The sequence below is a fragment of the Streptococcus sp. 27098_8_82 genome, assembly GCF_041431615.1.
Classification (GTDB): Bacteria; Bacillota; Bacilli; order Lactobacillales; family Streptococcaceae; genus Streptococcus; species Streptococcus sanguinis_K.
The window spans coordinates 20,358-33,700 of record NZ_JAPVYB010000011.1 but is presented as its reverse complement, the minus strand read 5'-3'; the positions used below and the strand labels follow the sequence as shown (position 1 = coordinate 33,700).

Genomic DNA, 13,343 nt, shown 5'->3' with positions numbered 1-13,343 from the left:
CTGCCGTACTCAGATACATATCCGTATCTCCATTCTCCCGACGGGCAATGGTACGTTCTGTTGTTCCAAACTATTTAGCAAGCTCTTTTCTATTCTGTCCCTTAGATAATCTTAGTTCTTTTAATTGTTTCACTCTTCACTACTTAAAATAGCCTTCTACTTATTTTTTCAAAAAAGTAAGAGAATTTTAATCGAGCCACTAAATTGAATGATAATACTTAATCATTGATTCGATATAACGCTTTCCCCATGAATCAATTTTAGCTTCTTTAGTTAGCTCCCTCTTCAATTCATTTCTCCATTTTGAATTGTATCTATCAATATTATATTTTTCAACATAATTCCTATGATAAAAATGAATCACTTCATAAGCACCAATATGTGTATTTAGAAGATACTCATCAATAGATTCAGTCAATGAACTGAATAATGCAAAATATGCCATAAGACGTTTTTCGCTTAGAGTATCTGTTTCATCTATTTTTTTAAAACTTCTATTATTTACCGCTACATCTATTCTACGACCAAAAGAATGAGCAGCATTATTTCTAAGCTTTCTAGCATGCTCTAGTTCACTGATACTTTCTTTGAATTTTGAAGGAGCATCTGGAAAGATTCTATAAAACATACTAGTCCTTCTCTGCCAATCTCCTTTTGTAATCTGCTCAACAATTTCTTCGATTAGTTCTCTGTATTTACCAGTAAATGCACCATTTTTTAGATAGCTAACACCATCAATCTTAACACTATTTTCCTTAAGATTGGAATAGTTTAAAAGTAACCCAGGATTCGATTCAAAAGCTACTTTAATGATTGATGACAAGTAAGTTTCAAAATTAGAAATAATGCTTACCAAGGTATTGATTCTGTTCCATTTTTGGAATTTATTGAAATTTTCTTGCCATTCTAATAGATACGGTGGTATTTTTCTTACATCAGGTCCAGAAGCATTAAAAAAAGTCGCAGTACTGAACCTTTGGTTATCGAATCCTGAATTCCGAACTCTATATTCTGCCTCAGATGCTAGTGGAATTAACGTCCAATAATATTGATTGATTTCAGTTAAATAATCCTTGTATACTTTATAACACCATGAATGCTTTTCTCTAGATATATTTCTATCAAACCTATCAATCATATCTAATTTTCCTCATCAAAAAGTTTCTTCCGCTCCTTCATAAACTGAAGCAGCTCTTGTTTGAAGACTTCTTTTTCTTCATTGCTCATACCGTCAGATGTGGTTCTGAAGAGCAATTCTACTTCTGACAAATCAATATCATCAGTCTTATCATTTGATACCAAGGTATCAACAGATACATTAAAGAGTTTGGCAATCTTCACAAGATTGTCATGACTTGGACGTTTTTTTCCTTGTTCCCAATAAGCGTATCCTTGTTGCGAAATTTCGATAGCTTTTGCGACTTGGGCCTGGGTCATTTTAGCCTGTTTTCTCAAGGTCTTAAGGTGTTCCGCAAGATCCATATAGTTCCCCTTAAAAAAATATTTTTGAATTTTTTCAAAAAAAGGTTGACATTTACAACCAATGGTTGTATAATATAATCAACAACTGATAGTTGTATAGCAGTTGAAAATAATAACCTTATCTTCAAGGCTAAATCACGATCATTGACAATTAAATAAAAAGTGCGTCTGACAACCAGAGGACTGATTGCCAAAACTACACTAAACTTCGTACCTTTATTGTAAACGTTTTGGAAATAAAAGTCAAGTCTGTTTGATGGTTGAAGTGAAGATTTAAAACATTTTTTGTGGGCTTCCACGCATTTCGGACTTTCGCACTTTTCCGAATAGTAAAGTGAACTGGCTTCGCCAAAGGGCGTAAGAGAATCTTAAAGGTATGATAATGACTACCTAATGAGATTGGCTGGGAAAGCGATGGTAATTCATGCAAAGCACCTTGCTAAACGTTGCCACCGTGAAGGAGGAATCCTTCAACCAAATAACTTTTCTCTACTGCTATCTATCTAATTTACTAGATAGATTTACTCTAGCTACTAAGTCCATTTTCTTAGTAGCTTTTTACTTTTACAATAAAGGAGAACATATGACTAACTTTTTTCGCACAACAATGTGAACGAATCTATAAAAACTACATTTTCACCTATGATATCTTTTCCTCTTTGGAACAACTCCAGGGGAAACTCTATCATCAAGCCCAAAAGGATTTAGATAAACTAGCCAATCAATCACTACTTACTGGCTTTGCTCATGGTGAAGTACAATTTTATACAAGAATGTTTAAACGAAAACTTTTTACTCATTACTATTCAAGAGTGAAGCAACTGGCTTAACTCTTTTTATTTTACACTCAGAAAGGAAACTCTTATGATCCCAGAAACACTTGTCATGCTACCAGAATTTATCGGCACTGCTTACTACGAAAAATTGGGCAATGCACCACGCTATGTCTTCGGAAAAGAAGGCAAATACCAACGCCACGTGCTAAACAATGAACAACACGGAGCTTTCCACGTAATCACACCCGCTTCAGCTACCGTCTTTCCAGAAGATGCTTTGGTTGAAGTGGTTAATCCCATTTTCCTCGCAGACACTTCCCTAAACGGAAATTCCGTTGCCCCAGCACTTAATGTATTTGCTGAAAAACTGGTTTTAAAAAAATAAGAAAGAATAGGAGAAAACATACATGGCTAAAATTGGATTAAACTACGGAGAAAAACTTCAAATTGCAGATAAGACCTATCGGGTTATTTCAGAAGGCCTTAATATCCCTCAAGTCTTTGGAAAACTCACCTTCCGAGGGATTGAAGGAACAGATACCATCTATGAAATTGACCGTTCCCAACGCAATCCTGACGGCTCCTACGTTCAGGTTAATACGGGGGAAATTCGGGGTGTTGTGGTAGGGATTCATTCTTCAGTCCAACATGAAACCCTCTTTTTCACCATTGCCGATATGGCGGAGTCTGAAATCGAAGACTTGGGTCTCAAGTACCGTGAGGAAGTGGAGCTAGAAGATATTGTCGTAACTCATACTCACGTTAACCGAAATGATATCTATAAGCTATTTGGTTCTAAGATTAAGAAAAAAGGGACAAGTCCTAAAGACTCTAAACCCGTAGAAAACAAGAAAGAAAACTAGGAGGTGACACATGAAACTCTTTACCTACCGTGGACAAAGAGTTCAAGTCTATCATCGACATATCAAGGCAATCACTTGGTTTATCTTGTGGTCGCCTTTTTTATTTGCCTTAGCTTACTATGGCTATCAACACCACTTGGAACTACAAGCCCAACCCTTTCCCAAAACCTACTACTTAGTTGCCTTTACCTTACTTTCCGCTCTAATCTCTCAAGTACTGAATTGGTTTTGCTACGAGAAACTGCTCGCTTTTCAAAAACTCAATAGCTTACGAATTCTCTCTCGTTTTCTCTTAGAAAACAATCTCTATCTAGTCAAAAAAGTCAAACGAGAGAAAAGGACGATAGAGAAAATCAAGCTTCCTCAAGTCTATCTCAAACAATCCCGTTATGGTTTGGAAGTGAGTTTTATCTTAGAAGGTAATAAGTTTCAAGATCGATTTCTCAATCTTGGGGCAACACTTGAAGTCATGTTTAATGGTGACTTTCGAAATAAAACCTTTGATAAACGCTTTATTAAGTACGATATCGCCATTAACCGCATTGATAGCCGTATTGGCATTGACCAAGTAGTGGTCAAGGGTTCAAAACTCCAACTTATGAAAGATGTTGTTTGGGACTTCATCGAAGAACCACACTTACTGATTGGTGGAGGTACAGGAGGAGGGAAGACAATTCTTCTCATGTCCATCATCTATGCTCTTGCTAAGATTGGTTTCATAGATATTTGTGATCCGAAAAACTCAGATCTATCTGGTTTGAAAAAAATCCCTGTCTTTCATGGTCGAGTCTTTACCGGTAAGGAAGATATTATCCAGTGCTTTAGGGAAAACGTTGAGTTCATGGAGAAACGATATGAACTCATGTCTACATCTCCCAAATTTCAAGCTGGTAAGAACTTCACTTATTACGGGATGAAACCTAAATTCATTCTGGTTGACGAGTGGGCAGCCCTTATCGCTAAAATTGATCGGGATTATAGCCTACAAGCAGAAGTCACCGAATACCTTACCCAACTAGTCCTAGAAGGTCGTCAAGCTGGGGTTTATGTGATTTTTGCCATGCAACGTCCTGATGGAGAGTTTGTCAAAACTGCTCTTCGAGATAACTTCATGAAGCGCCTCTCAGTCGGTCATTTAGAATCAACAGGCTATGACATGATGTTTGGAGATGCCAATAAAACCAAAGAGTTCAAAAAACTGGATAAAATCAATGGCGTTAAGGTCAAGGGACGGGGTTATATCGCAAACAACGGAGACCTGGCTGGTGAGTTTTTCTCACCTTATGTTCCATTAGACCATGGCTTTTCTTTCTATGAGGCCTACTCGCAAATTCCCATTTTAGAATTTGAAGGAGAAGAGTTTTCTGTTTTTAAAGACTTTGACTCACTAGTCCCAACAAAAGAACTAATAGAGGAGGTAGAACAGGTAGAAAACCATGTCAACCAACGACCACTAAAGGAGTTTGCAGAAGAACAGGAACTAAAAGTTACAACGCTTCGAAAGATTATTTATCTCTTGGAAGAACAAGGAATCGATTTTGACCGTTCTGACTCAGCTATTTTGGTGACTCCTTTTCAAGAAGAACTCCTTCTAGAAACTCTGGTTCACTTTGAAGAAGGCGGACGAAAATCATATGCAAAAGCCGTTCAAATGGCACTTAGTCATCAGGAACTAGGACAAGGGCAAGGGCAAGCCTGACGGCAAGTCAGGCGCAGACCGTAGCCCGAAGTTCCTAGTTTCTGATGATGAAACCCCCGATTTCTAATAGGGGGGTTACATTTGGCAAAATGGCAAAGTCCAACCCTCCTCATTCCTTATGAGAGTGGGCTTTGCGAATTTTAGAAAGTGTGTCACTTTGGCAAAAAAAGTGTGTCACTCATAAAAAAGGAGGTGTCCCTATGAATGGATAAAATCAGCCCATTCAATCTTAAGAAATTTCGTCAAGAAACTGGTATGAGCCAAAAACAATTTGCAGAAGCGGTTGACCTACCTACTAGAACCTATCGCTCCTACGAAGCTGGCGAAAGAGGATTGAGCATTGAAAAATTTCGTGACCTAAAAGCCAAACTAGGCTTTCATAGAGAGCACGAAAAACAAAGTTTACGTGCTCGGATTGACTACTTGCGAATCTCTTTTCCTGCTCTACGTGACTTAGAATCTTTCTGTGAAAACTTTCTCTTCTGTCATCTGAACGAATTTAGCGCTCAAGAAACACGGCTCATGAACTATACCCATCTTTGGCAACGAGGCAATATCTGGATTTTTGATTTCTTTGATAAAGCAGAAACCAAAGACTACCAATCCTGTCTTCAACTATCAGGGCAAGGGTGCCGTGAGTTGGAAGTACTCCTAGAATACAAGGGAATCACTTGGCAGGCCTTCCTTCAAAATCTCTTCTATGCTTATGAGGATTGCCGAATTAAGAGGTTAGATATTGCTCTAGATGAGCTCTACAAAGGTTTTGGGAAAGAAGACCAGCAGATTCATATCCCTAAGTTAATTGAGAAGCTCTACGCTAAAGAAATAGTTCTTAATACCTTTCGGAAATGGAATGTAACAGGGGGTGGCTCTTTTATTGATAATGAGGATATGGAAGCCAATCACGGTTTATCTCTCTACTTTGGCTCAAGACAAAGCCAACTCTACTTTAACTTTTACGAGAAACGCTATGAACTAGCCCGTCAAGAAAATATCTCCTTGGAAGAATCCTTGGAGATCTTTGGTATTTGGAATCGCTACGAACTTCGCTTTTCAGACCAGAAAGCACAAGGAGCTATTGAGGAATATATCAATGGTGTAGACCTTGGGGAAATCGCCCGTGGTGTTATCAATCATGAAATGCAAGTCTATGATGGAATCAATCAATTTGGAGCCTATAAGCCTGACCAAAAATGGCAACAACTTTTTGGTGGGGTAGAACCCTTGAAACTCTCAACCAGTCCTCAACCCTACTCTATTGAACGAACCATCCGCTGGCTAACTTATCAAGTAGCGAACTCTCTTGCTTTAGTTTCAGAGGCTGATCGTATCATGCAGACCGAATACATGAAGATGATTCAAAATAGCGGGGAAATTACAGATCGTGGGAAGGCAATGTTAAAACTACTCAAAGCTAGTAAACATTATGAACATTAGAAAGGAAAACAACCTATGGAATACAAAGTTGAGATTAATTCACTAGAAAACTTTAAAGCTTGGTCAGGCGGATTAACAACTCTAAACACTGTTCGTGAACGTGGAGGATTGGATACCCTCAACATTATTTGTGAAGATATCTTCTGTGGGGATATCCCAACGGAAACTCAAATCAATGATTGGCTCTGGTTTGATTCTGATTTTATCTTCCAAGCACTTGGCTATGATGATCTTCTAGAGGCTTCTTAAATTGCTTAAGAAAATCTATCAAGCAGACTTCTTTCTCTTACCTGATAAAAAGTTTTGGCATTTCTACATTCTTTTAAGAAAAGGAAAGGAGTTCTACTATGAATGTGCTGGAAGATGCACCGAAAAAGAACCAAATTCTAAAGGTCTCTATAGCTACGAACATGCTTGTTTCACGTTAGAGGGACAAGTTCTTTCCCTCAATCAAAAGATGCGTTCCTCACTTATTGCTTACATCCAACAAACCATCAAGCAAAATCAAGAACAATTTAGAAAGGAAATCGAAATGGCAACAAAAACAACTTTCACCCGACAAGTAGAACAAGTCGCTAATGAATTAGGCGAATCTCTCAAAAAGAAAGATTATAAAGATTCATGGACAAAAGCAGGTGAATTAAATAGCTTGCTGAAAAAAGAGGAAGCAAAAACTTTAGCTCCCCAATTACTGGAACAACTCCAGTATGAACTAAAGGGCTATTACTTTATCAATTCAGAAATGGAAAAACTCAATAAACGATTCTATGCAAAAGGAACCAAACTTATTGAGTTAGTTCAAGTATAACAGGAGGAACTATGGACAATTTAAAATCCTATCTCTTAAAGGTGAGGAAATTTCTAGAACAATTTAAAAAGGTTGAACAGAAAAAGAAACCTCCAAAACTTAAAACCCTCACCAAAAAACAAGTTAATCTTGCCGTAGTTGGCGGAACTTGCTGCCTTCTCTTTATTGGGCTCATGGGTTCTATTCGAGCTATCACTCTATCCAATCAGGTTTCAAGTCTAAAAACAAGCATTGAAAACTTTGAAAAGGAAAAATCAGACGCCCCTTCAACTACTAGGCAATATGACTACCGTCTACAATACTATCTAAACGATTTTGTTTATGCTTACTTTACCCTCTCACAAGAAAATAATAAGCAAACCGAACAAATAAATCATCTGAATTCCTTTTATGGTGCCCTTCCTGATACCAAGTCACAAGGACAAGTCCGAAACCCTAGTGAGGTGATTTATTCGCAACTCGTTACTGTAACAGATAAAGTGGCAACCTACCGTGTCAAATACAAGGAATGGATTAAAAAGGACAATAACACGGAGAAAAAAGAAATCACAACAGGATTTAATATTCCTTTTGAGGAAGTCAATGGTAAATATCGTATCGCTGGTCTACCTTGGTTTTCAAGTCTTGACTCCTCACAAGCAACTCCATCTTCAAAAGACGAGCAATTAACCCTGTCAGCAACCGATCGTCTATCGGAGGATGAACACAAGAAAGTAGACAAGTTTTTAACTATCTTTTTCACCAACTACACTACAAATCAAGACAATCTGAATTTGATTGCTAAAGGTGTTTCTGTAGTCGCAAACACTACCTTTAAAAGTATTGACTACACCTATCTAAAAGAAGATGGGGAAAAGCTCATCGCAACTGTTCAAGTTACTTTTGAAGTAGGGGCTTCAACTCATTCAGAGAATTTCACTCTCACTCTTACTCAAAATAACGGGACTTACTTTGTAGATGAGTTAGCCCACACCATCCCTATTAACTACGCAAAACAAGAAAAATAAAGGAGAACAACATGAACACAGAAAATCTACGAGCCTTCCTACAAGGAGATGCTGTTTGGGTACTAGGAGCAATTGCCGTCCTACTTGCAGTTAAAGCTTGGCGTAACAGCTCCTGGATTCAACTTTTTTCAGTAGTTTGTTTTTATGCTGTCATTGTCTCACTAACTAAAGGACAAGACATTCTAAAAGCTTTTGGCTGGTTCCTTCGTCTCTTTGGGATTGAAACAGGACTCTAACCATGAAAGATGAAAAACTGTATGATTACGCCAAGGGGCTTAACGCTCCTTATTGGATTCAAGAGATAAAAACTAAAAAGGGCACTCGCATTTGGTACTTTGCTACACCCATGCAACTGTCCTTTTTTATAGTCTTTATCTTCATCTTTGTTACCATGCTATTCTTTGGTGGTTTTATTCTTGTACCTCTAGCCAAAGCCACTCATTCGATTTCGTTAATTCTCTACTGGTTTATCCCTTATAAGCTAGCAAAATTTTATACAGAATACGAGCCACATGGAAAGAAAATGCATCTCTTTCTAGCAGATTATCTAATCTACTGTTGGGATTTTAAACTCAATAAAAAAGCAATCTACCATGAAGATCGTATTGAACCAGTTGAAGAAATTGTATTCGAAAAAACAAACCTCTAGAAAGGAGGATCTATGTCTCTAACACTAACTTATCCCATCCTACAAACTCATGACAATCTTGTCCTGAAAAGGGATCGGTCAGTAATGGCCTACTACCGTATTCCAAATACCCCAATCACCATCACGGATGACGGACGAAAAAATAAACACAAATTAACCGTCGCTCAAATGATGAAGAAACTTCAAAAAAATCAATATTTTGAGGTTTCCCTCATTCCTAAGGATTATCTTCTAGAGGAAAAATTAAAGGACTTCTCAGAAGCGCTAGCGTATGATAGTAGAAAGCTCGGTGAAGAACTCCTCCTCTATACCGTAGACCATTTAACAAATGAAATGGAAATCCCTTATCAATTTGATTGGGTGATTGGAGTTAACCTAAGAAAACAAAATCATGGGCAAACAATCAAAGAATTAGCCCTTGAAAGCCTAACTGATTTTTCCGAAAAAATCGCTCAGGGGTTTGGCTACGAATATGAACTCGCTGAAAACTGGTATGAGGACTACCGTGCAGATGAGTTTACCATTTACCAAGCCCTCGCTCCCTTACGAGCAAAAGCCTTATCGGATGAGGAATTGTTCTACTACCAACGGATGCAATATCTCCGCTATATTCCCCACTACAAAAAGGAAGTCCTCGCCAATCGTTCCCAATTTAACATCACGGATACTCTAATCAAAGTCACCAAGGGTGGCTTTTTAAAACTAGAAAGTCCTTATGGTTCTTCTTTTGTTACCATTCTTCCTGTTGGAAAATTTCCCATTCAGTTTAACGGCTTTCATCTAGGAGAATTTGTCCAACGGCTTAACTTCCCTGTTGAATTGCGTATTAAGGCAGAATTTATTGATAACAATAAAATCAAAGGGAAAATGGGACGATCCAATACCCGCTATCGCAATATTATGGAAGAGGCAGAAAATACTGATACTGTCCAACAAGATGAAATCATCATGGGGTCGCTTTCTCTGAAAGACTTGATGAAGAAGGTAGGAAATAAGGAAGATATCATCGAATATGGAGCTTATCTTATTGTCTCTGCCTCCAGTATTGGACAACTACGACAACGTAGACAAGTAGTTCTCAATTACTTTGATGATATGGGCGTTGAAATTAGCGAAGCTAGTCAAGATGCACCCTACCTTTTTCAAGCCCTCCTCTATGGTCAGCATCTTCAAAAGAAAACGAGAACTTGGACTCATATGGTAACTCCTCGTGGTTTCTCAGAACTGATGCCCTTTACCAATAGCTCTTCAGGAAATCGGATTGGCTGGTATATCGGACGAGTAGACAACTGGACAGGGCGTTGGGATTCAATTGAAAAAGCTATCGAATCCTCCAAAAACATTGTCCTATATAATGCCACTGTCGGAAACAAAGAGGATATTGCTGGTAAAATCACCAAGAACCCACACATCATCATCACAGGTGCTACAGGACAAGGGAAATCTTTCTTGGCTCAGATTATTTTCTTAAGCGTTGCCCTGCAAAATGTCAAAACCCTCTACATTGACCCGAAACGAGAGCTCAGAAATCACTACCAACAAGTGATTCACTCGCCTGAATTTGAAAGGCTCTATCCGGAGCGCAAGAAACAGATTGAGGCATTTAACTTTGTCACTCTTGATAGTTCGCTACCTTCTAACCATGGCGTTTTGGATCCTATTGTCGTTCTTGAGAAAGAACAGGCAGTCGAAGTCGCAAAAAATATGTTGGAATTTCTCCTGCAAGCCGTAGATGATGTTACCATGGATCAAAAAACAGCCATTACAGAGGCTATAAACATCATTGCAGAGAAAAGAGAGCAAGGTCAAGCTGTTGGATTTAAACAGGTCTTAGAACGCCTAAAAATGGACGAGAAGGACGATATTGCTTCTGTTGGACGTTATCTAACTTCTATTGTCACGAATTCCATCTTGGAACTTGCCTTTTCAGATGGAGCCACTCAAGGACTCAACTACGATTCCCGAGTCACTATTCTAGAAGTTAACAACCTTAAGCTCCCTAAGGATAATTCCACAAAGATTTCAGACCACGAAAGAAATTCTATTGCTCTCATGTTTGCGCTTGGTGCCTTTTGTACCCACTTTGGAGAGCGCAATGAAAATGAAGATACCATCGAATTTTTCGATGAAGCATGGATTCTGATGAAATCCGCAGAAGGAAAAGCCGTTATAAAAAACATGAGACGTATTGGGCGCTCAAAAAATAATACCCTTGCTCTCATTACTCAATCTGTACATGATGCTGAAAATGACGATGATACGACGGGATTTGGAACCATATTTGCCTTTTACGAAAAATCCGAAAGAGAAGATATTCTTCGTCATGTCAACCTAGAAGTCAACGAACAAAATCTAGAATGGATTGATAACATGATTTCAGGGCAATGCCTCTACTATGACGTCTATGGCAACCTCAACATGATTTCTGTTCACAATCTTTTTGAAGATATTGATATGCTACTAAAACCTATGAAAGCAACAGTTTCTTCAAGTCTTGAAAATAAATACGCTAGTTAGGAGGTGAAACCATGCAAGAAGCTTTTGAGAAATTAAAAGGCGTTGATATTTTCTCGCTCAAGTCCTATATGGAGCCAACTGGGTTCGGTTCCTTTAACGGTGCATGGGTAATGATTAATGAAATCTTCGTCAATTTTTTCTTTTTCCTGCTCAATGCCATTGTCGGTTTCTTCTCTCTTCTAATTCGTATCTTAGAACAAGTAGATCTCTACTCCGCCTACAAGACCTATGTCTTTAACGGTGCAAGTTCTATCTGGGAGGGATTCACGGCTTCAACCACTAACGGAGTTGGAAAAGATTCCCTCATTTCAATGTCCCTACTTATTCTTGGGATTTATCTATTTTATCAATACTTCTTTTCTAAAGGGAGTTTCTCAAGAACAGTACTTCATGTCTGTTTAGTAATTCTCTTAGGATTTAGCTACTTTGGAACAATCGCAGGAACTTCAGGCGGACTTTATCTGCTTGATACCATCCACAATGTTTCAAAAGATGTCTCCTCAAAAATTTCCAAAATTGAAGTCAACTATGATAAAGATAAGTCAATCAAAATTGGCGATTCAATGGCTGATAGCTATATTGCTGAAACTTCCTATAAAGCCTATATCTTTGTAAACACTGGTCAAGAAAACGGCAAATACAGGAATAGTCAAGATGGAAAAGAAGAGGAATTTGATAATAGTAAAGTATTAGGTACTTCTGATTCAAACGGAAACTTTACGGCAGTAAAAGCGAAAGAGCGCTCTGACTATCTAGATAAAATCGGAAATGGTGCTAATGAAGATGGCGAAAAGAATCGCTGGGTCTCTGCGATGCCTGACTTCATCTTTATTCGTATGTTTTATATCATCTTTAAAATTGTAGAAGCCATTGTTTTAGCTATCCCAGTTATATTGATTCAGATTCTAAATATCCTCGCTCAAGTTCTAGTTCTCATGATGATTTTACTATTCCCAATTGCTCTTCTTGTTTCTTTTATTCCTCGGATGCAGGATTTGATTTTTGGAGTTCTTAAAGTCATGTTTTCAGGCTTAACCTTTCCAGCGATTACTAGCCTCTTAACACTATTCATCTTTTACATTGAGCAATTAGTTGAAAACTTGGTAACGTCTGGCTTTGATGGTGTTTTGAAGACTCTCCCTTCTCTTCTGCTTTTTGGACTCGTCTTTAAACTCTTAGTTTCTGTTGCTTCTAAAGCTATGATCTTTTTCCTCCTTTGGAAATACAAGGCAGAAATTATTCAGTTTATTCTTGGTTCTAAAGCTCGTATGGTAGCAAATGATATCGGAAACAAGGTCACGCAAACTGTTAGCCAAACAAAGGAATTAGCTTCACAAGTACCAACTAGAGCACTTTCATCTGCTCAAGGATTAGGAAATTTTGTTCTTTCAAGCGCTGGATATGGAGCTGGTGCAGTCATGAATGCAAGGAGCCAATTCCGACAAGTTGGGTCATACTTTACTAGCAAGCAACAAGATGAGGAAGAGCCTTTACCACCCATAGAAACAGAGCAAGTACAAGAAGATGGGGCTAAATTATATCCTAGGGTTCAGCATAGCACGACGCAACAAGAATCAACACCTTCATCTAACTTTGAACCAGTATTACAACCAAACAATGATAAAGTCAACCCAGAAGAAGAATTTGAAACTCTCAAAGAAGAATGGATTTCTCCTATCAAGCAATACCGGATCAATCGTATAGAGGCAAAACTAGAAGATTACAAAGACCCTCAATCCATGTTTAAAGCGCAAGGTTCAAACGCCTTTACCCGTGCATACAGAAAAACTATGACAAGGGATGATAAAATCAAGGCCAATATTGAACGCAGAAACAGACTAACCGAAAGACTAAACCAATTACGAGGAGAAGCAAATGAACACAAAAATTCGTTCTAGAACAGCATTCCCAAGAGTTCTAGAAGATACGCTCTATCAAGCCTATCAAGAAGGAAAACGCTCAGTCGATTTCCTTCTTTTATTTCCAGTAAAGGATACTGAAAGAGAAATGATTATCTCCCAAGTAAAAGCCCATGCAATTGTCTTAGATGCCAAATGGCGCTTTGGAACAGTACTCTTTACTGCCTATATTCGCTATTAAGAAGA

Annotated in this window: 14 protein-coding genes; 12 read left to right on the top strand and 2 right to left on the bottom strand. The window is 38.2% G+C overall.

Features of this window, described 5'->3' with window-relative positions; all coding sequences use genetic code 11:
• Positions 1-199: 199 nt before the first annotated feature.
• Both O3627_RS11360 and O3627_RS11355 read right to left on the bottom strand, forming a co-directional pair.
• Positions 200-1,138, bottom strand: coding sequence for a hypothetical protein (locus O3627_RS11360; RefSeq protein ID WP_371621448.1), 939 nt, complete (start codon positions 1,136-1,138; stop codon positions 200-202).
• 2 nt (positions 1,139-1,140) lie between these two features.
• Positions 1,141-1,482 (bottom strand): helix-turn-helix domain-containing protein, encoded by a 342-nt coding sequence (locus tag O3627_RS11355; protein WP_223355358.1) that lies wholly within the window; start codon positions 1,480-1,482, stop codon positions 1,141-1,143.
• Between the two features lie 864 nt (positions 1,483-2,346).
• On the opposite strand from O3627_RS11355, the gene O3627_RS11350 reads away from it, so the two are divergent.
• The 12 genes from O3627_RS11350 (at position 2,347) to O3627_RS11295 (ending at position 13,338) form a co-directional block, all read left to right on the top strand.
• Positions 2,347-2,643 (top strand): hypothetical protein, encoded by a 297-nt coding sequence (locus tag O3627_RS11350; RefSeq protein ID WP_000611955.1) that lies wholly within the window; start codon positions 2,347-2,349, stop codon positions 2,641-2,643.
• Positions 2,644-2,665: 22 nt separating this feature from the next.
• Positions 2,666-3,121, top strand: a complete 456-nt coding sequence (locus tag O3627_RS11345; RefSeq protein WP_223355359.1) for a conjugal transfer protein — start codon at positions 2,666-2,668, stop codon at positions 3,119-3,121.
• A 10-nt stretch (positions 3,122-3,131) separates the two neighbouring features.
• Positions 3,132-4,820, top strand: a complete 1,689-nt coding sequence (locus O3627_RS11340; protein WP_223355361.1) for an FtsK/SpoIIIE domain-containing protein — start codon at positions 3,132-3,134, stop codon at positions 4,818-4,820.
• Between the two features lie 204 nt (positions 4,821-5,024).
• Positions 5,025-6,257, top strand: coding sequence for a replication initiation factor domain-containing protein (locus tag O3627_RS11335; RefSeq protein ID WP_371621447.1), 1,233 nt, complete (start codon positions 5,025-5,027; stop codon positions 6,255-6,257).
• A gap of 15 nt (positions 6,258-6,272) precedes the next feature.
• Complete coding sequence (locus O3627_RS11330; protein WP_371621446.1) at positions 6,273-6,506, top strand: hypothetical protein; 234 nt, start codon at positions 6,273-6,275, stop codon at positions 6,504-6,506.
• A 1-nt stretch (position 6,507) separates the two neighbouring features.
• Positions 6,508-7,065: a conjugal transfer protein gene (locus O3627_RS11325; protein WP_371621445.1), complete on the top strand. Its 558-nt coding sequence runs from the start codon at positions 6,508-6,510 to the stop codon at positions 7,063-7,065.
• Between the two features lie 11 nt (positions 7,066-7,076).
• Entirely contained in the window at positions 7,077-8,072 is a 996-nt protein-coding gene (locus tag O3627_RS11320) for a conjugal transfer protein (RefSeq protein WP_371621444.1), read from the top strand.
• Positions 8,073-8,083: 11 nt separating this feature from the next.
• Positions 8,084-8,308, top strand: coding sequence for a TcpD family membrane protein (locus tag O3627_RS11315; protein ID WP_001091060.1), 225 nt, complete (start codon positions 8,084-8,086; stop codon positions 8,306-8,308).
• Between the two features lie 2 nt (positions 8,309-8,310).
• The gene (locus tag O3627_RS11310) at positions 8,311-8,721 is read left to right on the top strand and encodes a conjugal transfer protein (RefSeq protein WP_371621443.1); all 411 of its coding nucleotides are present in this window, start codon (positions 8,311-8,313) and stop codon (positions 8,719-8,721) included.
• 12 nt (positions 8,722-8,733) lie between these two features.
• Entirely contained in the window at positions 8,734-11,238 is a 2,505-nt protein-coding gene (locus O3627_RS11305; protein WP_371621442.1) for an ATP-binding protein, read from the top strand.
• An 11-nt stretch (positions 11,239-11,249) separates the two neighbouring features.
• Entirely contained in the window at positions 11,250-13,136 is a 1,887-nt protein-coding gene (locus O3627_RS11300; protein ID WP_371621441.1) for a conjugal transfer protein, read from the top strand.
• The gene (locus O3627_RS11295; RefSeq protein ID WP_049490247.1) at positions 13,114-13,338 is read left to right on the top strand and encodes a hypothetical protein; all 225 of its coding nucleotides are present in this window, start codon (positions 13,114-13,116) and stop codon (positions 13,336-13,338) included. The genes O3627_RS11300 and O3627_RS11295 overlap by 23 nt, the downstream gene beginning before the upstream one ends.
• Positions 13,339-13,343: the final 5 nt, after the last annotated feature.